This window comes from Rhizobium sp. BK512 (assembly GCF_014194915.1).
GTDB lineage: Bacteria > Pseudomonadota > Alphaproteobacteria > Rhizobiales > Rhizobiaceae > Rhizobium.
Genome location: NZ_JACIAS010000002.1, coordinates 378,627 through 399,370, shown reverse-complemented (window position 1 = coordinate 399,370; position 20,744 = coordinate 378,627). Strand labels below are relative to the sequence as shown.

At 61.4% G+C, this 20,744-nt stretch carries 20 protein-coding genes and 1 pseudogene; 9 read left to right on the top strand and 12 right to left on the bottom strand.

Annotation, left to right across the window (positions count from 1 at the left end):
* Window positions 1-80 precede the first annotated feature (80 nt).
* Entirely contained in the window at window positions 81-941 is an 861-nt protein-coding gene (locus tag FHX06_RS07920) for an NmrA family NAD(P)-binding protein (RefSeq protein WP_183878843.1), read from the top strand.
* A gap of 130 nt (window positions 942-1,071) precedes the next feature.
* Window positions 1,072-1,470, top strand: coding sequence for a cupin domain-containing protein (locus FHX06_RS07915; RefSeq protein WP_113206321.1), 399 nt, complete (start codon window positions 1,072-1,074; stop codon window positions 1,468-1,470).
* A gap of 121 nt (window positions 1,471-1,591) precedes the next feature.
* On the opposite strand, the gene FHX06_RS07910 is transcribed toward FHX06_RS07915, so the two are convergent.
* Together FHX06_RS07910 and FHX06_RS07905 are read right to left on the bottom strand one after the other, a co-directional pair.
* Window positions 1,592-2,521: an RNA polymerase sigma factor gene (locus FHX06_RS07910; RefSeq protein WP_183879227.1), complete on the bottom strand. Its 930-nt coding sequence runs from the start codon at window positions 2,519-2,521 to the stop codon at window positions 1,592-1,594.
* A 47-nt stretch (window positions 2,522-2,568) separates the two neighbouring features.
* Window positions 2,569-3,501, bottom strand: coding sequence for an alpha/beta hydrolase fold domain-containing protein (locus FHX06_RS07905; RefSeq protein ID WP_183878841.1), 933 nt, complete (start codon window positions 3,499-3,501; stop codon window positions 2,569-2,571).
* A 99-nt stretch (window positions 3,502-3,600) separates the two neighbouring features.
* Here FHX06_RS07905 and FHX06_RS07900 point away from each other — a divergent pair.
* Window positions 3,601-3,780, top strand: a pseudogene (locus FHX06_RS07900) (ROK family transcriptional regulator); the annotation flags it as partial.
* Between the two features lie 272 nt (window positions 3,781-4,052).
* On the top strand, window positions 4,053-6,650 hold the full coding sequence (locus FHX06_RS07895; RefSeq protein ID WP_183878839.1) for an autotransporter outer membrane beta-barrel domain-containing protein: 2,598 nt from the start codon (window positions 4,053-4,055) through the stop codon (window positions 6,648-6,650).
* 34 nt (window positions 6,651-6,684) lie between these two features.
* Here FHX06_RS07895 and FHX06_RS07890 read toward each other — a convergent pair whose 3' ends face one another.
* Window positions 6,685-7,080 carry a GFA family protein gene (locus FHX06_RS07890; protein ID WP_183878837.1) on the bottom strand — a complete coding sequence of 132 codons (396 nt, stop codon included), beginning with the start codon at window positions 7,078-7,080 and terminating at the stop codon, window positions 6,685-6,687.
* A gap of 253 nt (window positions 7,081-7,333) precedes the next feature.
* On the opposite strand from FHX06_RS07890, the gene FHX06_RS07885 reads away from it, so the two are divergent.
* A complete protein-coding gene (locus FHX06_RS07885; RefSeq protein WP_183878835.1) occupies window positions 7,334-8,935 on the top strand; it encodes a methionine--tRNA ligase in 1,602 nt (533 codons plus the stop codon).
* 126 nt (window positions 8,936-9,061) lie between these two features.
* On the opposite strand, the gene FHX06_RS07880 is transcribed toward FHX06_RS07885, so the two are convergent.
* Window positions 9,062-9,673 (bottom strand): pyridoxamine 5'-phosphate oxidase family protein, encoded by a 612-nt coding sequence (locus FHX06_RS07880; protein ID WP_183878834.1) that lies wholly within the window; start codon window positions 9,671-9,673, stop codon window positions 9,062-9,064.
* A 48-nt stretch (window positions 9,674-9,721) separates the two neighbouring features.
* The gene (locus tag FHX06_RS07875) at window positions 9,722-10,672 is read right to left on the bottom strand and encodes an alpha/beta hydrolase (protein ID WP_183878832.1); all 951 of its coding nucleotides are present in this window, start codon (window positions 10,670-10,672) and stop codon (window positions 9,722-9,724) included.
* Between the two features lie 45 nt (window positions 10,673-10,717).
* On the opposite strand from FHX06_RS07875, the gene FHX06_RS07870 reads away from it, so the two are divergent.
* Entirely contained in the window at window positions 10,718-11,185 is a 468-nt protein-coding gene (locus tag FHX06_RS07870; protein WP_183878830.1) for a MarR family winged helix-turn-helix transcriptional regulator, read from the top strand.
* 6 nt (window positions 11,186-11,191) lie between these two features.
* Here FHX06_RS07870 and FHX06_RS07865 read toward each other — a convergent pair whose 3' ends face one another.
* The 4 genes from FHX06_RS07865 to FHX06_RS07850 all read right to left on the bottom strand — a co-directional run bounded on the left by FHX06_RS07865 (window position 11,192) and on the right by FHX06_RS07850 (window position 13,846).
* Window positions 11,192-11,578, bottom strand: a complete 387-nt coding sequence (locus tag FHX06_RS07865; protein ID WP_113206335.1) for a hypothetical protein — start codon at window positions 11,576-11,578, stop codon at window positions 11,192-11,194.
* 55 nt (window positions 11,579-11,633) lie between these two features.
* Window positions 11,634-12,044, bottom strand: coding sequence for a YybH family protein (locus FHX06_RS07860; RefSeq protein WP_183878828.1), 411 nt, complete (start codon window positions 12,042-12,044; stop codon window positions 11,634-11,636).
* A 185-nt stretch (window positions 12,045-12,229) separates the two neighbouring features.
* Window positions 12,230-13,417, bottom strand: coding sequence for a low temperature requirement protein A (locus FHX06_RS07855; protein WP_183878820.1), 1,188 nt, complete (start codon window positions 13,415-13,417; stop codon window positions 12,230-12,232).
* A 54-nt stretch (window positions 13,418-13,471) separates the two neighbouring features.
* Window positions 13,472-13,846 (bottom strand): gamma-butyrobetaine hydroxylase-like domain-containing protein, encoded by a 375-nt coding sequence (locus FHX06_RS07850; protein WP_112547419.1) that lies wholly within the window; start codon window positions 13,844-13,846, stop codon window positions 13,472-13,474.
* 136 nt (window positions 13,847-13,982) lie between these two features.
* On the opposite strand from FHX06_RS07850, the gene moaA reads away from it, so the two are divergent.
* Both moaA and FHX06_RS07840 read left to right on the top strand, forming a co-directional pair.
* A complete protein-coding gene (gene moaA / locus FHX06_RS07845) occupies window positions 13,983-15,029 on the top strand; it encodes a GTP 3',8-cyclase MoaA (RefSeq protein WP_112968292.1) in 1,047 nt (348 codons plus the stop codon).
* Between the two features lie 258 nt (window positions 15,030-15,287).
* Complete coding sequence (locus FHX06_RS07840; protein WP_409564366.1) at window positions 15,288-15,827, top strand: GNAT family N-acetyltransferase; 540 nt, start codon at window positions 15,288-15,290, stop codon at window positions 15,825-15,827.
* A gap of 22 nt (window positions 15,828-15,849) precedes the next feature.
* Here FHX06_RS07840 and FHX06_RS07835 read toward each other — a convergent pair whose 3' ends face one another.
* From FHX06_RS07835 to FHX06_RS07825, 3 genes are all read right to left on the bottom strand, one after another.
* Window positions 15,850-16,479: a GNAT family N-acetyltransferase gene (locus FHX06_RS07835; protein ID WP_183878818.1), complete on the bottom strand. Its 630-nt coding sequence runs from the start codon at window positions 16,477-16,479 to the stop codon at window positions 15,850-15,852.
* A gap of 162 nt (window positions 16,480-16,641) precedes the next feature.
* Window positions 16,642-16,848: a CsbD family protein gene (locus FHX06_RS07830; protein ID WP_112547399.1), complete on the bottom strand. Its 207-nt coding sequence runs from the start codon at window positions 16,846-16,848 to the stop codon at window positions 16,642-16,644.
* A 118-nt stretch (window positions 16,849-16,966) separates the two neighbouring features.
* The gene (locus FHX06_RS07825; RefSeq protein WP_183878816.1) at window positions 16,967-19,522 is read right to left on the bottom strand and encodes a methyl-accepting chemotaxis protein; all 2,556 of its coding nucleotides are present in this window, start codon (window positions 19,520-19,522) and stop codon (window positions 16,967-16,969) included.
* Window positions 19,523-19,833: 311 nt separating this feature from the next.
* Here FHX06_RS07825 and FHX06_RS07820 point away from each other — a divergent pair, with 311 nt between their 5' ends.
* A complete protein-coding gene (locus tag FHX06_RS07820) occupies window positions 19,834-20,742 on the top strand; it encodes a DMT family transporter (RefSeq protein WP_112547401.1) in 909 nt (302 codons plus the stop codon).
* The last annotated feature ends 2 nt before the right edge of the window (window positions 20,743-20,744 follow it).

Here is a 20,744-nt window from a genome sequence, read left to right as displayed (position 1 = left end):
TCACCGTTCCGGCGACGTCAGCGACGGAACCTCGAAGCGGTGTGCGCAGTTATCCTGATAATTGTCTGCGAGTTTCACCCATGTATGTCATCCTTGGCGCGTCCGGACATATAGGCTCTGTCGTTATCGACGCATTGCGGGCGTCGGGCGAGAAAGTCATCGCTGTCGCTCACAGTGCAGACAAGGCCGCCGCCATCGCACGCGACGGTATCGAACCTGTCGTCGCCGATGTCACCGATACCGGGCAGCTTCGATCGATCCTGCAAAAAGGGCGTCGCGCTTTTCTCTTGAACCCGCCGGCCGATATCAAGGGCGACACCAACGCCGGGGAACTGAAGACAGCCAGCAGTATTGCCGCCGCACTTGAAGGATCCGGGCTCGAGAAGCTCGTCCTGGTGTCCACCTATGGAGCGCTTGATGGCTCCGGCATCGGCGATCTCTCGGTGCTGTACGAATTCGAACGCCTCGTGAAGGCAACCGGCATTCCGGTGGCGATCAATCGCGGTGCATATTACTTCACCAATCTCGACATGCTTCTGCAGCCTGCGAAAGAGACCGGGCGCCTGCTCACCCCCTTCCCCGAGGACATGAAGATACCGATGGTGTCGCCAAGGGATCTGGGGGAAGCCGCAGCTGCGCGCCTCAGGAGCCCGAGCGAGGATATCGGGATAGACCATGTCGAAGGTCCGGAGCGTTATTCCTTCGCCGATGTCGCCAAGGCGTTTTCATCGCGTCTCGGCCGCCCGGTTACAGCCGAGACGATCCCTCGCGAAAGGTTCGAGGAATATTATCTCGGACTTGGCTTCTCCTGGGCTGCCGCCCGTTGCTACGCAAAGATGGCAGAGGTCACCATCGACACCGGCTTTGAAATGCCCACCCGCCGCCATTGGGGCAGGACGACGCTGGATCAGCACCTCGAAGCACTTCAAGAACATCAGTGACGAGAGCAGCTCGCAGATACACGGCGATACAAAAAACGTCATCCGCTGAAACATTTCCAATTCATCCGTCTGTTCATATGAACCCGTCGCCCGGTTGCGGGCCTTAGCCATCTGACGGAAGGACAGACAGATGAGGACCATCATGATCATGGCAGCAGGCGCACTCCTCATTGCGGGTGCAATGCAGCTGACCAAGGCCAACGCCGAGCAGCCCATCCAGCGTACCGATCTCGTTCAGAACGACATCGACGTGCCCGGTCACGAGGCGGTGCAGGTTCGCGTCGACTTCGCCCCCGGCGCCTTCGCCGTGAAGCATCACCATCCGGGCGAGGAAATCGCCTATGTGGTCGAAGGGACGCTGGAATATGAGCTGGACGGCCAGAAGCCGGTGACACTGAAAGCCGGCCAGTCGCTGTTCATCCCCTCGGGCGTTGCCCATTCCGCCAGAAATGTCGGCGACGGCAAGGCCTCCGAACTCGCAACCTATATCGTCACGAAGGGCTCGCCGCTCGTCGTGCCGGTGAAATAGCCTTGTGACAGGTGCAGGTCGGCGCGCCCGTTGCGGGTAGCCGGCCTGGTTTCGCCTCGATCAGCCGAAACCGTGGCCTCCCCAAGGACTCGCAACCGCCGAGACTTCCTCTGCGCCTCCGTCATCCTCCTTGCGAGACGACGGACCCGGCCATGAGTTCTAGATCAGCCTCCGAGGCGTTTCCAATGATCCACGGGCAGGCATAATAGTCTTCGATGCGGTCGATAATGCCGCCGACGACATGGACGCGAACCGGCCATGCGACCTGCCACAGGTCTCCACGCTGGAAGAGCACGAGCAGGACAGGCTCCCCGTCGATCGCCCCAAACTCCATGATCCACGGTTCCGTGTTTTTCTCGTATTCGACGAAATAGGGAGAGTTTCTGAGCAGACCGTCGAAGCAGTCGGCGACCCGCAATCGGGCATCGGCGCTGGTGAGACCCCGCACACCATCCCAATCATGGCGGTTGAAGAGGTCAACATAGCGCTGCAGCAGCAGCGCCGTGTCGGCATCAAGCGGACGGCTCGGTTCGCCGGTCGGTTCAGCGGGCAAGCCGGCGAGCTTCGCCCGTCCACGGGAGAGCGCGGCTTTGACGCCGCCAACCGACGAATCCACGAGTTCTGCGGTCTCCTCCAGCGAATAGTCGAACACATCCTTCAGGAGGACGCAGGCGCGCTCTTTGGGCGGCAGGCTGCCGACCAGCCGTTCGATGGCGCGACGTGCATCACTCGCAGCCGGCTCCGCGACGACGACGCCGATGTCATCCGAATAGGTGCTCTCCGCGCGCTCGCGCGCGTCGCGCCGCCTCAGAAAGTCGATGCAGCGATTGTGAGCGATGCGAAACAGCCAGGACTTCAGCCTGTGGGCCTCATCAAGTGTCTCGATCTTCATGTAGGCCTCGAATAGCGTTTCCTGCATGAGATCCTCACCGTCGAGCCGTGAGCCGGTCATGCGGGCGCAGTAGCGATGCAGTTGGGCACGAATGTCTGACACCGTCTCGAGGAAGGCTCGATATCGCACGTCGAATAGACCGATCGGTCGCTCCCGCATGTCCTTCACCTGTCACATCCCAACGTTTTTGAGGAAATAGATACGAGTCATGCGACTTCGCGACTTTCAAGGCGTGCTGCCGCGGCTCCGGTCAGGCCGAGCTTGGGGCGAACCCACTGTGCAAACCGCTCTATCGCTTCATCGGCTTCGGGAGCGCGGCCAGCCATCATCTGGAACGAGTGCAGCATCTCCGGAAATACCTCTAGGCGCACCTCGACGCCCGCCGCCTTCGCACGGTCTGCGAGCACTCGGCTGTCGTCAAGCAGGGTTTCGTCTTCGCCAGCTTGCAGACAGATCGGCGGCAAGCCCTTGAGATCGGCAAAGATTGGACTGGCGAGTGGATTTCGAGCATCGGCCCCTCCGAGCACCTGTGATGCCAACATATCCACGGTCGCCTTCTGGAAGAAAGCGTCCTTTTCGCGGTTAGCCTCGTAAGACAGGCCGCTCGCCGACAGATCGTGCCAGCCAGAGATGCTGAAGAGCGCGGCCGGCAGCGGCCGTCCCGTATCGCGGAGTTTCATCGCGGCTGCAACGATCAGGCCCGCGCCAGCGGAATCGCCTGCACCTATAGTGTGCTCCGGCCCTATGCCCTGCTCGGCCAGCCACTCCAACGCGGCCACGACCTGCTCTATCTGCCGTGGGAACTTGCTCTGAAACGAGTAGTCGTAACTCACGATCAAAGCGTGGCAGCCTACTGCCTTGGCGATGTGTCCGACCATCTTGCGATGGGTCCAGATCGACCCGCCAACATAACCGCCGCCGTGTACGTAAAGCATGACGCGATCCCTGGCCGCCAGTTTGGGCTGCACCCACAGCGCGGTCTTGCCGCCAAGGTTCGTCTCGATGTAGTCGACGCCGCCCGGTTCCGCCGTCAGAACCGACCACTCGGAGACTTCCGGTGGCAATTCCCGACCGTTGCGCCAAGCTTCCGCGTTCGTTTCGTAGTATATCTTGTTTGCCAAACTCTGCTTGCTATCCATTGTCACGCTCCAATTCGTTAAGGGGCGACGTCGAGGACGACCGCCAACAATAACCAAGACGGACGGTCGCGCCGAAAGGATACGTGGCCAGCAGATTTCGATGTGCCGTCGATCCCCTATCTGCGCAAGCATTTCGATCCGAAATGGCCAGGCGTCGCGGAATGGGTCGAGGAGATCACCCCCGCCTATAACCGTCTCGTCAATGCCATCTGGGCGATCTACGACCCGCAGGCGATCGTCTTCGGCGGCCAGGTGCCGCCGGGATTGACGCAGATGCTTGAGCGACCGCTATGTCGCATTCTCATCACCGGGTTCTGATGGCCGCTCCGCCAAGCGCAAAGAATCAACCTTTCAGTGTTTTAGTCGCCACTGAATCGCGAAAGTTCCCATTTACGTCCGTTTGACCACAGACTCAGCATCGGGATAAGCCGAGGAAAGGTCTGCATTTTTTCGTTTTTGTTACGCTGAGGCGATACACGTTTACGGTAACAAGGTTCCTTTAGCAGGAAGACATGAGCTAATCTTCGCGCATAAGTGACGGAGAGATGCTGATGTTCAATCTGTCGTTGGCGGAATCGCCGAGGAAAAGAAGACCGTTCAACAGCCTGTTGCTGTTCCTGATGTCTTCGGCGGCTTTCCTGGCGTCGTCCTGGCCGCATATGGCGCTTGCCCAGCAGGTTTTCGCTGACGGCACCACTGTCATCGCCAGCGGCGTGATCGACATGGGCACGATCAACGGAGACGCCGGCATCGCCCTGCGGGCCCGCAATAGCGGCACGATCCAGAGCTTCTCTCCATTGACGATCATAACCCGCGGCAGCAGCGCCATCGGCGCTCAGGCGCTCTCGAATTCTCGCATCTATCTCTTCGACGGCACCACGATCCACACCACCGGTAGCCAGGCCGATGGGATCGTCTCCTCCGGTGCCGGCAGCCTGGTGACGGCCATCGGCACGGACGTTCTGACGGAGAACATCGGTTACGGCCTCATCGCCGGCACGAACGGCCGCATCCTGATGACGAACGGCTCCGTTCGAGCTCTGACTGGCACAGGCGTGGCCGCCTTTACCGGCGGCCAGGTTACGCTCGAAAACAGCATTGTCGAGACTGGGTCCGGCCTGGCTCTTTGGGTCAATCCAAACTCCAGCATCATCGGGACCGGTGTGGCAGTCACGTCCAACACAGTGCAGGGAGCTTACGTCCAGCAGGGCCTTCTCTCTCTGACGGACTCGTCGATACGCAGCAGCTCCATAGGCGTCCAAACCGCGACCGGCGCAACCGTGACGTTGAACAACACCGCGGTCAGCACCACCGGGACTTCCGCCTATGGCGTGTATCTCAGCGGCGGTAGCGCCCTTACGATGAACGGCGGCTCGATCGAGACGGCAGGCAGCGGCGCCAGGGCGATCTATGGCGGCCCAGGCACCAACACCGCAACGATCACGGGTGCGGACATAACGTCGTCTCGATCGTCGGCCATCCTGGCGTTTGGCGCTACCGCCGTCTTCAACGTGGATCTGATCAATTCATCGATCATCGGAAATCCATTGGCCCTCGAAATCGGCGGCGGTGCGACGCTCACTCTCGACGCCTTCGGCTCGCAGATGACAGGAGCGGCCGTCACGGCGGCCGGCAGCAGTTCCAATGTCGCCCTGTTCGACGGGACGGTATGGAACCTCACCGGCAATTCCAACATCACCGCCCTTTCAAACGACGACAGCCTGATCCAGTTCAGCGATCCCGCGGGAGGCGCCTACAAGGCGCTGACGGCCGTAAACTACGCCGGCAACGCTGGCCGCATCGGACTGAACACCTATCTCGCTGCAGACGGGTCGCCGTCCGACCTCCTGATCATAAACGGCGGGACTGCGACGGGGACGACCGGTCTATTGATTTCCGACACCACCGGCGGCGGCGCGTTGACGACCGGGAACGGTATCCTCGTCGTCGACGCCATCAGCGGGGGCGTGACCGATAGCGGAGCATTCCATCTCGCCGGACCGGCGGTCGCAGGTCCCTACGAGTATTCGCTCTACCGCAGCAGCCTCGACGCCTCAGGTCCGCAGAACTGGTACCTCCGCTCAGACCTTTCACCCTCTCCTCCCGGGCCGGGGCCGGAACCGACGCCCGATTACCGTCCCGAAGTCTCTCTCTATGCCGCGATACCCGCGATGGGGGCGATCTACGGACGGCACCTGATCGACACGCTGCACGAACGCGTCGGCGAGGAAGAGCAACTCGGCAGCCGGGACGACGGCGGAGGGAATGAGACTTTTAACGGCTTCTGGATGCGTGGCATCGGCCATTGGGGGCATCGTAACGGCGACCCGAACGGCATTTACGATGGCGCACCGGAATTCGACTATCGTTTTGGCGCTATGCAGGGAGGGCTCGACTTCTATAGGAGCGAGACGGGCAGCGTCACCGACCATGCCGGCATGTATCTCGCTTACGGTCGCGGCGTGATGGATGTGACCCAGGACAGGTTGATCGAAACCAGGGATGCGGGCCGGAACGAGTTCAATGCATTTTCCGTCGGCGGCTACTGGACGCGCTTCGGCGAGAACGGCTGGTATCTCGACGGCGTCCTGCAGGGCACCTGGTACGACATGACGACCAGATCGAACCGCGCCACTGAGTTCGGGTTTCCGGATCAGGATGTAGACGGCTTCGGTTTCGCCGCCTCCCTCGAAGGCGGTTACCCCTTCGACCTTGGCAACGGGTGGCAGCTCGAGCCGCAGGCGCAGGTCGTCTGGCAGACCATCCACATGGGCGACTTCAACGACGGCGCGGCCGATATCCGCTACGACGAGCTGAACTCCCTGGCTGGGCGCATCGGCGCGCGGATCGCTCGCACCTGGGAGGCCAAAGAAGCGACAGCCACGGAGCCTGCCCGCCTCGCGACGATATGGGGACGCGTCAACCTCTGGCATGAGTTCACTGCAAAGGCGCAGACGGAGATCTCATCGGCGGATGGCTATGTACCGTTCTCGACCGATCTCGACGAGACGTGGATCGAGGTGGGCGTCGGGGGAACGAGACAGGTGTCGAACAACACCTCGCTGTATGGCAACGTCGGCTTCAGTACGAGTTTCGACGGCGACAACTACGCCTGGAACGGCAAGGTCGGATTGCGCGTCAACTGGTGAATCCGGCGCGATGCCAGCGGCTCGGGTGGCAATGTCAGGGCTCAGGCGCATGCTCGTTTTCGTCATAGAGCCGGACATCGGGTACAGCGGGCAGCCAGGGTTCGCGCCTGATAGTCCAGACTTCGACCATCGGGTGGATGTCGTTCGGTGCCTGATCCAGGGTGCCGATGAAGACTTCCACAGCGTCGTCGAGCATGAAGAACAGCCGAGAGCCGCAGATCGGGCAGAACGACCGTTTGTCGTAGGTGCTGATCTCACCTTCCATCTTGAACTTCGAGCGCCGCCAGTTCGCTGTGGCCGAGAAGATCGAGCCCGTCAGCTTCCGGCACTTGGTGCAGTGGCAGAGCCCGGACTGATATGGCTCGCCTTCGACTTCGTAGCGCACCGCGCCGCACATACAGCCACCCATCCTCACGCTTTCCGTCACCATCGCTTCCTCCACGCATCAAGGTACCGCAGAATAGCTGACAATGCGTCGAAAGCACCCCGCTTGTCGGATGCGGCTCCAGGTGTTACCAATTCCGCATGGACAGAACCGTGATCAGCACGTCGGTGATGATGATGCCGCGCTCATAGCGTGGCGGGTTTCGTGCGTCCATAATGCACCAGCGACCGCCCTCGAGGCGGTCTTTTCATGAGTCGATCCGTCTCGCGGGGCAACTAGCCCTCGAAAGGATCAACCGATGAACAAGATCTATATCACCACTTCGATCCCCTATGTGAACGCTGCCCCGCATGTGGGCTTTGCGCTCGAACTCGTGCAGGCCGATGCCTATGCGCGCCACTTCCGACTGCTCGGCCGCGATGTGCGGTTCCAGTGCGGCACTGATGACAACAGCCTGAAGAACGTTCGCTCGGCGGAAGCTGCCGGCCTGCCTGTGGCGGATTTCGTCGATGCCAATGCCGACCGCTTCGAGCAGCTGGGGACACGGCTCGATATCTCCAACCACGAGTTCGTCCGCACTTCGCGCGACCCGCGGCATGTCGCCTGCGTGCATGCCCTGTGGAATGCCTGTGCTGACAATGGCGACCTCTACCGCAAGGCCTATGAAGGTCTCTACTGCGTCGGCTGCGAGCAGTTTTATGAGCCATCCGAACTCATCGATGGGCGCTGCCCCGAGCACCGCATTCCGCTCGAACTGGTGCGGGAGGAGAACTGGTTCTTCCGCCTCTCACGCTATGGCGACCGGCTGCTGCACTTCATCGAGAGCGACGGACTGAAGATCGTGCCGGCCCACCGGCGCAACGAAGTGCTGGCGCTGCTGCGGCGCGGCCTTGAGGATATCAGCGTCTCGCGCAGCGCCGAACGGGCGCGGGGTTGGGGTGTTCCCGTGCCTCTGAGCGATGAGGTCGTCTATGTCTGGTTCGATGCGCTGGCGAATTACCTGACCGGGCTCGGCCACGGCACCGATGGGGAACTCTTCAATCGCTACTGGACCGCTGGCGGTGAGCGCATCCACGTCGTCGGCAAGGGCATCTCCAAGTTCCATGCCATCTACTGGCCGGCCATCCTGCTCTCGGCCGGTCTGCCGCCACCGTCGTCGATCCTGGTGCATGGCTATGTGACGGTCGACGGCAGAAAGATCGGCAAATCCGCCGGCAATGGCATCGACCCCAATAGCGTCATCGATGCCTACGGTACGCCGGATGCGCTGCGCTATTACCTGCTCCGGCATATCCGCTCGGGCGATGATGGCGACTTCTCAGCCGAGCGTCTGGAGGCAGCCTGGACAGGAGAGCTCGGCGGCCAGCTCGGCAATCTCGCCAACCGGGTCCTGGCACTGGTCTCTTCAGCTTTCGAAGGGGTCGTTCCGCCGCTGCAGGAGAGTGATTTCACGCAGGAGGCGGCACGGCTTCCAGCGAAAGTGGCTGAGGCCTTCGACGCTTATGAGCTGCATGTCGGCCTTGCGGATATCTTCGCCTTCGTCGGTGAGGCGAACCGGCGCTTCGCCAAGGGTGCACCGTGGGTAGATGCAAAGGCACTTGCGGGGGATCTGACGACGGCGGAGAGGAAAGCGACCGGCGACCGCCTCGGTGCCTGCATTGCCGAGCAGGTCTATGGGTTGGCGGTGGTGGCGCGTTGCCTCTTGCCGTTTCTGCCGCGCTCCGCCGTGGCATTGCATGGAAGATTGGGAATTGCGGTGCCTGAGGTGTACGGGGCGCCGCTTGTGATTGATGGAGTAAAGACGGCGTCGGAAGCTGTGCTGTTTCCGAGGAGGGAAGCAGCCTCACGACATCACGGCAAGGCCCCTCCCAAACTCCTCCCCACAGGTGGAAGGGGCTAACTCCTTACTTCCTCTCAAACCTCGAAGGTCTAGAGAGCGGGGGCCGCAAATTAAGCCCTCCCCTGTGGGGAGGGTTTGGGGCGGGTTCCTTGTCGCCTCTAAAACGAGCCTTACGCAGCAACCCCCTCACCACATCGTCTTCGCAGCTCGTGCCGGCCATTCGCGATCGTAGGTTTCGTGGTCGAAATCCCCAACAGCATCCTTCAGCATCTGACCGGGCGTCGGCAGATTGGCAGGGTCGACGAAATGTTCGGCATTCCAGAGCTCGGCGCGCATCACCGCACGGGCGCACTGGAAATAGACCTCGACGATGCTGATGACGATGACCGTGCGAGGATGCTTGCCGTCCATCTCGAAGCTTTCGAGCAGCGCCTCGTCATTGGACACTACCCCGCGCCCGTTGATGCGCATCACTGTGTTCGAGCCGGGAATGAGGAACATCAGCGAGAGGCGCGCGTCGCGCACGATGTTGGAGAGCGAATCGACGCGGTTGTTGCCGCGCCAGTCCGGCAGATGCAACGTGGTATCGTCGACGATACGCACCACGCCGCCGATATCGCCGCGCGGCGAACAATCGAGCCCCTCAGGCCCGATAGTTGCCAGCGCCACGAAGGGCGAAATCTCGATCATGCCGCGGTAGAGCGGTGTCAGCGCCTTCGTTACCTTGTCGACCGAAGCCTGCGACAGCCCGCCTCCATAGATCGCATTGAGCTCTTCGATCGTGCTGATGATCTTCATCTGTGTCCCGCCATGGTATCGGCCGCCTGACTTGCGGCCGGCCGGACGCTACACCGATGCGCGCCGCGCCGGAAGCTCTGATATCGGAATGATCTCAGCATCTTTTTTGATGTCTTCGTCGGCAAGGAAAGCCACGACTTCGCTGAGAACCGGCCCTGCCGACATGATACGGCGATGGCCGAAGCCATTCGCCCAGGAAAGCCGCACGTGACTGCCCGAAGCCGCATAGCGCCGCGCGTGGGCGGCACTGACTTCCTTGTCGTCCTCGGCATGAATGACGAGCACCGGCTTGCCGATGCCTGCGGCCGTTTTTCCCGCGTCGAAATCCTCTAGTCTCCGGCCGGTGATACGCTGCACGGCATCCTCGAGCGCGGCCTGTGCGGCCGATTTCAGCCGCAGCATCCGTCCGAAATCGGTAAACAGCCATTGCATTTCGCTCGGCGAGCCGATCAGCACCATGCGTTCGCACGAGACGGGCTTTATGTCCGGCAGAATGGCGGAGGCCGAGACCATTAGCGCGGCGCCGCCGAAGGAATGGCCGATGACCGCATCGAACCGCCCGAAACGCGCTTCCGCTGCCGCAATCGCCTTGACCGCCAGCCCCATATGCAGGAAGCGCCCGCCGGCGCGCCCGTGACCGGGGAAATCGAGTGCGATCACTTCGGCGCCCGTCCCGGCAAGCATCGTCACCAGATCGGCCATATAGGCCATGCCGGAGCCCCATCCATGGGTAACGAGATAACGCTTGCGCCGCCCGAGCGCCCCGCCATTCAGTCGGTACGCATGCGCGCGCCGGCCTTCCACGGGCAACGTGAACTGCTCCGCGCCGGCCAGCCTGGCGACACCTGCCGCATACGCTGCCCTGGCTTTCTCGCCTTTCGGCTTGGCGGATGGCGTTCGGCAGAACAGCCGGAAGGCCGCCTCGCCGGCAAGGCGTGGGGAAACGGCTTGCATGAGCGAAAATCCGAGGCGCGTGACCTCCAGCGCAAATTTTGCCATGATGGGATTCCAATAATGTTCAACACTGAACAATAAAGTACAACGATGAACAAAAATCAATCCCTGCCCTGGGATCATCCGCGTTTTCGCAGCTGGATCGCGGTGGCTCGCGCCTGCCAGCTCATGCAGCAGTCCCTCACCCGCTCGCTCTCCGATCTCGATATCAAGCCGCCGCATCTCGATATCCTCGTCAATCTCTACCGCTTCGAGGGCATTTCGCAGCAGGAACTGGCCCGCAAGCTCCTGGTCGGCCGCTCCAATATGAGCATGCTCCTGCCGCAGATGGAAAAGCGCGGCCTGATCCTTCGCCGCGACGACGAGCGCGACAAGCGCGTGCTGCGCTTGCACCTGACCCCCGAGGGCCGCAAGCTGGCCGAGGAGGCCATGGCCATCCAGACCGCTTTGATCGAGCGCACGCTCTCGGCAGAACCGATCGAGCAATGCATGGCAACGGCCGATTCGATGGAGCGCATCATCGGCGTGCTGTTGCAGGATTTGCGGGACGAGGAATAGGCCTTTCTAGGCGGAAGGCTCCAGTTCTTCTTTTTCTTCATCGAACCGGCCGCGCTTTAGGAAAACCTCCAATGCCCGCTTCGCTTCGGGGACGATGCGGTCGAGCCAACCCGTTTCGATGAGAGCGTGCTCTGTAATGGTAGCCGGAGTATCGTCGCACGCCGCGACGACCAACCGGCGCAGCACCATTAACTGCTCGCGCTCTTCGATAGACATCGCTGAATTCGGAGCGATATCGCCTTCGTCGGCAACCCAATCGAAAAAGAAATTGAAGTAGCCGCTGACACCGAAGAGGCGCAAACCATCGACGCCATCCGCCAGAATACCGATTACCTCGATGATCCTGTTGCGGACTCGCTGATCGAGCACGCGCGGAGATGGTTCGTTTTCCATAACTTTCATCCCAAATGACTTCCGCAGAGACGAGCCAGCTTTTGTTCTCGTTGCTTTATGTCTCCGTGGTCCGGCCCTCGTCAAGCAGATCGGTCCCATAGGAATTATCGATCACACAAAGCCATTTGCCATCAAGCCTACGGAACACATAGGTCGCCCGGCGGGTGATCTTACTCACCACGCCATCGGCTCCCGTCGTCTCCAGCACCGCCTCAGCAAGAACGAGCGCGGTATCGCCACCCTCGACGACCTGCATCCTGTCCTGCGTGATCTTGAGCGAATGGTTGAAATAATCGGCGATCGCCACGAAGGCCTTGCCGATCTTCTCCTTGCCCGAGACCTCCAGCCCCGGCCGGATGACGAGCGTTGCCTGCTCGTCGTAAAGATCCATCAGCGCATCGAAATCCTCGGCCATGATAGCGCGGTCGGCTGCATCGATAACGGTCTTTAGTTCGTGAAATGCCATGTCTGTCTCCTGTAGGGCCGGGCGACGGACAAAAGAAAACCCGCCTCGCCGGCGGGTCGCATTCTGGAAGCTTTATGCGCGCAAACCCACCATTCACAAGATGGTGCGAATAATCAGCGGGCGGTTGGCGCAAACCTGTTCCATGCGCCGGTTTTCTCACAGGATCGGAATACTGTCCAGCCGCCTCAGTGCAGCGCCGGGCCGGCTGGCGCTTTCGTCAGCGACTTGTATTCCCAGGCCGCCACGACGATCAGCACCAGTGCCGCCAGGATGCCCAACACATAGACTTCCATGAAGGGCGCGAAGAATGTGCAGAGGATCAGGATGACGATGCCGGCGAGATGGGATAGCGGCATGCGGCCGCTGGTGGCGCCCTTGAACCAGAGATTGCCGACCAGGAACAGTCCGGAGCCGCCGAGCACGGAAGCAGCGATGGCGAGGCTGCCCGTGTCATATGGATGCTCGAACATCCATTCCACCGCCACGGCATGCACGATGATGCCGGCAAGAACAGGGATATGCGCATAAGTGAAGGCCTGCCGCGCGAGACTGCCGGGCGTATCGGCATGTTCGATACGGTGCGCCGCCCGCTCATGGCCGAAGCGGAAATAGAGCCACCACATGGCGACCGTGCCGATGAAGCCGATCAGGAAGACGACGCCGGTGATGGCGGAAAATTCCATCTCCGAGAAGGTGCGGCCGGAAACGAGGATCGCCTCGCCGAGGCAGATGATGATGAAGAGCGCACAACGCTCCGCCATATGCGCGCCGGAAACGTCCCATTCCTCCGTCTTCGACCGGCCGAGACCGGGTACGGCAAAGGCAAGCGCAGGTCCTGTATATTCGATCAGCAACGCGATCACCCAGCAGATCAGCCGCGCTTCATGCTCCAGCAGACCGCCTGCAATCCAGAAGACACCGGCCGCCGCAAGATAGATGGTGATGCGCACGAAATTGATGACGGCCGAGCGGCCTGCAGCCCGCATCGCATAGGTGGTGAAGAGCGAGCGGCCGACCTGCATCAACACATAGGCCGAGGCGAAGAGCAGACCCTTCTCGCCGAAGGCCTCGGGAATGGAAGCCGAGAGCACGAGGCCGAGCAGCATCAGCACGACCAGCATCGATCGTACCGGCATGCGCTCCGGGTCCAGCCAGTTCGTGGCCCATGCGGTGAAGATCCACACCCACCAGACGGCAAACATCATCAGTGCGGCTTCGGCAGCACCGAGCAGCGTATAATGCGCAAAGAGCGCGTGCGAGAGCTGGGAGACGGAAAAGACGAAAACGAGATCGAAGAAAAGTTCCAGGAATGTGACCCTGCTGCCGGTATGCCCATGGGCCCGCAGCCAGCTCTTGTTATGCGTTTGCGTCATGTGCCCCCCGGCAGCTGGTGAAATTCAAAGCAATTCCAGCAAAAGTGTATAGCTCTAGCGCGGCCGTTCGGTCACGTCGCGGCTCATCCCCTTTTCCTTGAGCTCTTCTTCATAGGCGGAAAAGAGTTCGAAGCCGCGTTCGCCGAGTTCGCGCAGATAGGTCCAGGTATATATGCCGGTATCATGCATGTCGTCGAAGCCGATACGCACGGCATAATTGCCTGTCGGGATGACGGATACGATGGCGACATTGCGCTTGCCCGGCACCGTGACCTTCTGCCCTGGCCCGTGCCCCTGCACCTCGGCCGAGGGCGACAGTACGCGCAGCAGCTCGGCCGAGAGATCGAAGCTCTGGCCGTCATTGAAGCTTATCACCAGCCTCTGGCGGTCCTTCGAGATCCTGATTTCGGTCGGCCAGATATCGCTCATGTCAATGTCCTCTTCTGATGCGAGGAGTAGGCGCTGATCTTTTTCGGCGCAAGCGCAAATTCGCTTGATGCCGCGGCCTGTTTCCCTTGACGCCACAATAGCATATGCCCACATTGAAACGAGTACGGAGACAGACGTGAACAGCAGTGTCGGAACGATTGGCAATGCCTCCCCGCTGGTAGCTGGTGCAGGCCCGATGATCGACCCCTTCGGTCGTGCGGTGACCTATCTGCGTGTCTCCGTCACGGACCGCTGTGATTTCCGCTGCACTTACTGCATGGCGGAAAACATGACCTTCCTGCCCAAGAAGGATCTGCTCACGCTGGAAGAGCTCGACAGGCTCTGTTCCGCCTTCATCGCCAAGGGTGTGCGCAAGATCAGGCTGACCGGCGGCGAGCCGCTGGTGCGCAAGAACATCATGCATCTCGTGCGCCAGCTTGGAAAGCAGATCGGCTTCGGCCTCGACGAGCTGACGGTTACCACCAACGGCTCGCAGCTCGCCCGCCATGCGCAGGAACTCTTTGATTGCGGCGTGCGCCGCATCAACGTCTCGCTCGACACGCTCGATCCGGAAAAATTCCGCAAGATCACCCGTTGGGGCGATTTCGCCAGGGTGATGGAAGGCATCGATGCAGCCCAGAAGGCCGGTCTGAAGATCAAGCTCAATGCCGTGGCGCTGAAGGATTTCAACGAGGCGGAGATGCCGGACATGCTGCGCTTCGCGCATGGCCGCGGCATGGATCTCACCGTCATCGAAACCATGCCGATGGGCGAGATCGAAGAAGACCGTACCGACCAGTATCTGCCGCTCTCCAAGCTGCGCGCCGATCTCGAACAGCAGTTTACGCTTGAAGATATCGATTACCAGACCGGCGGCCCTGCCCGCTATACCAGGGTCGCGGAGACCGGCGGCCGCCTCGGCTTCATCACCCCGCTGACCCATAATTTCTGCGAGAGCTGCAATCGCGTGCGCCTGACCTGCACCGGCACGCTCTACATGTGCCTCGGCCAGAATGACGCTGCCGACCTGCGCTCCGCCCTGCGCGCCACCGAAGATGACGGCCTGCTCCATGCGGCAATCGACGAGGCCATCACCCGCAAGCCCAAAGGCCATGATTTCATCATCGACCGTACCCATAAACGCCCGGCTGTCGCCCGGCACATGAGCGTTACGGGTGGGTGAGGTCCGGTGCCGCGCAGCGGCAGCAATCGATCCAGTGAATCGATTGCAGGACCGAACGCCCGAAGCCGTGCGAAGGGCCGGCAAAGGCCGGTGCCGCGCAGCGGCAGCAATCGATCCAGTGAATCGATTGCCGGACCGAACGCCCGCAGCCGTGCGAAGGGCCGGCAAAGGCCGGTGCCGCGCAGCGGCAGCAATCGATCCAGTGAATCGATTGCCGGACCGAACGCCCGCAGCCATGCGAAGGGTGGGCAAAGGCCGGTGCCGGCTGTGATCGACAACGACCCCCCGACGATCGAGGTCCGCCGCACCGACAGGCTGCTGCTGCGCCCGCCGACGTTGGAGGATCTTCCTTTTCTGACGGAACTGTTCGCAAGGCCTGAACTGGTGGCGCATCGACCGGTGCCCCAGCCGGACAGCCCCGAGGAAAGTGCTGCACGACTGGCAAGGGACATGGCGCATTGGAACCAACATGGCTTTGGCCGCTTTGCAGTCGTCGCCGGTGGTGAACTGATCGGCTTTGGCGGGGTGACGGTGTCGAACGAGTTCGACGCTCTCAACCTTTCCTATCACCTCGATCCGCGAAGCTGGGGACACGGTTACGCAACCGAACTCATTTCCGGCATTCTGGCCTTTGCCTTCGACGAACTGGGTGCCCGGCGGATTATCGGCCTGGTACGGCCGGCCAATCCAGCATCCCGCCGCGTTCTCGAGAAATGCGGCTTCGGCTTCGAGCGCGAACTCACGCTCCACGGTGCGCCAACGAACCTCTACAGCCTTCTATCCCCGAGCTCCGGATGAGCGTCTTGCGCCTGGCGCGGCCCTATTCGAGGATCGGCACGTGCGGCGCCGCCGACCGGGGCAAAACCCCGGTCAGCCGCGGATCGTCTGCGACCTCGATCATGAATGCATAGGGTTTGAAACCGGACCGCTGATAGAACGGCAGTGCATTCGGATGGTCGAAATGACAGGTGTGCACCCAGAGCCGCTCGATCGGATGCGCCCAGGCGATGGATAAGGCGTGATTCATGAGATAGCGCCCCGCCCCGGTGCCAATGGCGCTTTTGCCGAGGCCGAAGAAGACCAGTTCACATTGGCCGGGCTGCCGAAAATCAAGTTCCAGCATACCGACTTGCCGGCCGTCCGAGAGCAGCACGTAGATCTCCACCAGGGGATCGCCGATAATGGCCTTCAGCGCTTCATCGGTCATGACCAGCCGGGAAACCCACAGCCAGTCCTCGCCGATCGCCCTGAACAGCTGCCGGTATGTCCGCAGATCGGGCGCCGGCATCCTCTCCAGGGAAAGCCCCGCGATATTCCTTGCCTCCCTTGGCAGCGGCTTCTCCGTCATTTCCAGGCAGGTGACGGCGTTGGCAAGCTTGCCCCGGGGAACCGCAGAATACCCCATCGGGAGCTCCGGGTTTGACTTATCTGGTTTTTCCGCAGTGCTCATGGTTCGTATATCCGCTGTGCTCGGTTCCAAGATATCTAACGGAGAACAGGATTCGGCCATAGCTTCAACACGGCGTGCCGCGGCTGATGGCCGGCACAAAAAAAGCCCCGCATGAGCGGGGCCAAGTCTATGTGAGTGGAAGACTATGATATCGGATTGTTATCAGTGCCAGGTCTGGCTGTCGTACCAGGTATCGACATCTTTGCGGATACGGTCCTTTTCGTAGCCGTAGCGTTCCTGCAGCTTGCCTTCGAGCTGTTCGCGGCGGCCGTTGATCTGGTCGAGGTCGTCGTCAGTGAGCTTGCCCCACTGTTCCCTAACCTTGCCCTTCATCTGCTTCCAGTTGCCTTCAACACGGTTCCAATCCATCGCGGTTCTCCTTTGTTGGACATGGTTGGAAAACGACCGGGTCGGCTAATTGTTCAAAAGAAAAACCCGCGGTTGGAAAACCGCGGGCTCTTTGTGATCTCATTGCCGATGCACTGACTTAGGCAGCGCGGCCCGTCCAGCGCCCTTCGGCGCGGCCATATCCATGCACCTCACCCTCCTCGCCGGTGCGGAAGCGGTTGACCTTGTCCGAGAGCATGTCCACACGCTGGCGCAAGCCCTGGATCTCGGCATTGTTCTCTTCCACCATCGCTGCATTCTGCTGGGTGATGAGCTCGACGTCATGCACCGCCTTGCTGACCTCGTGAATGCCGGTCGACTGTTCGCCGGTGGCGGCCGAAATCTCGGAGACGAGGCGCTGCACGCCGCCGACATGGGCGATGATTTCGGCAAGCGCCTGGCCGGTTTCCTCGACGAGCTGCACGCCGCTCTGCACCTGGCCGGAGCTTGCCGAGATCAGTTCCTTGATCTCGCGAGCGGCCTTGGCGCAGCGCTGGGCGAGTTCGCGCACTTCCTGCGCCACCACGGCAAAGCCACGTCCCGCCTCGCCTGCCCGCGCGGCTTCCACGCCGGCGTTCAGTGCCAGCAGATTGGTTTGGAAGGCGATCTCGTCGATGACGCCGATGATGGTGGCGATCTTCTCGGACGAGCGGTTGATTTCGCTCATGGCGTCGACGGCCTTCGCGACCACTTCGCCGGAACGAGTTGCGAAAACCTGCGTCTCGTTGACCGAATGCGCGGTCTGCTTGGCGCGTTCGGCGGTGGAGCGCACGACGTCGCTCAGGTGTCGCAGCGCCCGCGAACTTTCCTCAAGGGCGGCCGCCTGCTGTTCGGTGCGGCGGGCAAGATCGTCCGCCGAGGACGCGAGATTGCCCGTGCCGCCCTTGATCTCGACAGTTGCGCCACGCACATCGGCAAGCGTCTGGCGCAGTGCCTCGACGGCATGATTGTATGTATCGGCCATATCGACGAAATCGGCAGCGAGATCGCGGCGCATGCCGATCTCGAGATTGCCCTCGGCCAGCGCGTTCAGTACGTCGGAGAGCGCATGCAGCGCCTGCTTCTGCTCGGCCTCGATGCGAGCGCGTTCGGCGGCGCGGCGGCTTGCCTCATCGGCGGAGAGCGCACGGGCACTTTCGGCCTCCCTCTCGAGCCGGACGTTTTCGACAGCAGCGTCACGGAAGACGGCAACCGAGCGCACCATGTCGCCGATCTCGTCGCCCCGGTTGCGGCCTTCGATGGCAACTTCGAGATCGCCATTTGCAAGCCGCGTCATCACGTCGGAGACGCGCTTCAGCGGACCGCGCAGCGTCTCGACCAGCATCAGGCCGCCGACAATGGCAAGCAGCGTGCCGAGGATCATGGCAAAGACGGAAACATTGGCCGAACGCTCGCTGTCCTCCTTGCCGAGTTCCTGCGCCTGGCTGACGAACTGGCGAAGAGCGGCCATGGCGCCGGAAAGGATTTCGGAGGATCGCTGGCGGGCCGCCTTCCAGTCCGCCGCAGCCTTCAGCATGTCGGCCGAACGAGAGGTCAGCGAAGCCGCAGCCGGGGCAATCTTGTCCGCAAAAGCCTTCATCACTGCATCATTTGCACCGAGCGCCGAGATCTTTCCGGCGGTTTCGGTCAGAGCCTTGAGGTCGGCAAGAACCACGTCCCGCGCGGCGACATCACGCGCGCTCAGCATCTGGCTCACATGCACCTGCAACCGGTCGGCACCGTCGCGCACCTGGTCGACCGAGGTCAAAAGCTCGCGCTGTTCGGCAATGCTCTTGTCGAGGCTGACGAAGCGGGCGGACGCCGTATCGCTGTTCTTGGCCGATTGCAGCGTCATCTGCCCCTCGGTGTTGACGAAGCCGGTCAGGAGCGGCGCCATGCCGGAGGCTTTCTCATCCGGTGTGCCATTGCCCTTCAAGAGCGCATCGAGCTTGCCGGCCGTTTCGGCGACCTGTGCGATCAGCGGTTGGCCATCCTTGGAGACCATTTCCTTGGCGACAGCGAGCTGCTTCAGGATCTCGGCAATATGCTGCTGGGCGGCTTCGATCTGCTCCTCGGGCGTAAAGCCCATCTGGATGTCGACGCGCATCGCGCCCATGATGTCTGTAAGCGACTTGAAGGCGGCAGAATCGTAGAGCAGCGCCTTGGCGAAGATTTCCTTGTCGGTGAAGTCCTTGCGCACCAGATCGGTCTGGCCGCCGGCTTCATCTGCAGCAGCCGAAATCGCCTGCACCGTCGTGTTGATGGCTGCAACGCTCGCATCCTCTGCCTGGCGCAGGCTCCACAGCGTCTCCTGCTGCTTGCGCATGGCGGAGGCCAGACCACTGACTTCGGTCAGCTGGCTGCGCTGGTCGTCTGTCTTCAGCAACCCGTTGAGGCGCAGCACACCGTTCTCCTGTGCATCGATCGCCTTGCCGAAACCGGCCTTGCTCGCATCCGACGGATCGGAGACGAACTCCTGAAGTGCCGCCTGCAGGTTCTCGAAATCGGAAATGTTTTCGATCGTGGCGCGCGTCACCGTCATGTGACCGTTCAGGATGTTGGCCGTGTGGTAGCCGAGGATGCCGACGCCTGCGATCAGCACGACGAGCGGGATGACGAACAACAGGACCTTGGTGACGATGCGACGGCTTTGCAGAAGTCGGTCGATGAAGTGCATGGATGCGGCGCCTTGAAGCTGATGGTACCGTCCAGTCCGCAATCATTCCGGATGGTTCGGCGGCATCCTCCATCATGGAGAGTGATCGCATATTTCGCTGAATCGGTTGATACAACCTTAATCGGCAACCGGAAGATTTGGGAATTATCCTTATATTTCTAATATTTGCCGCAACTGCACAAGGATTTGCTTTACCTTGCGGCAGGTTGTACTGCAGTGCAGCATCGAATTATCTGAAGTGTGGCATTCCTCCGATACCCTTGCCCGCCGTTCCCTTCTAAAAGGGCTTGTAAGGTAAGGGAATCTCCAGCATGCCGCGATCACGCAATACCGAAGGCGCCATCTGCATGAGCATGGCGATGGCGGGCTTTTCCGCAAGCGACGCACTCTCCAAATCCGTCATAGCCTACATGAATGCCGGCGAGATCATGTTTCTGCGCGGCCTCTTCACCAGCATCCTCGTCTATCTGATCGCCTGGAAGCTGGGCGCGCTGCGGCCCTGGCGCGTCATGCTCAAGCCTGTCATCGCGCTGCGCATCGCCTGCGAGATCATCGCTGCCGTCACCTACATTACCGCCCTCGGAATGATGCCGATTGCCAATGCCTCGGCAATCCTCCAGTCCCTTCCGCTGGTCGTCACCTTCGGCGCGGCACTCTTCTTCAAGGAACCGGTCGGCTGGCGGCGCTGGCTGGCGATCCTCGTCGGCCTTGCCGGCGTCATGATCATCATCCGCCCCGGTCCGGAAGGCTTTACCGCGGCCGCCCTGCTCTGTGTGGCCAGTGTTGCGTCCACCGCCGGGCGCGACCTCGCCACCCGCGGCATCAGCAGGGATATTCCCTCGCTGATGATCACGACGGTCACGGCGGTCTCGGTCGCAATCTTCGGTGCGCTGATGATCCCTTTCCTCGGCGGCTGGGAACCGGTCAGCGTCACTTCGCTTTCGCATCTGCTGCTGGCCTCCGTGCTGGTGCTCGTCGGCTACCAGTCGGTCATCCTCGCCATGCGTACTGGCGAAATCTCCTTCGTGGCGCCCTTCCGCTATACGAGCCTGATCTTCTCGTCCCTGCTCGGCTTCGTCTTCTTTGCCGAAGTGCCGGATTTCTGGACGCTCGTGGGCGCCGCCATCGTTATCGCATCAGGCCTCTATACATTCTATCGTGAGGCCAAGCGTCACGTGCCGCCGGTCGCCCAGGAATCGGCGCCCCGTTCGCCCGTGTGATC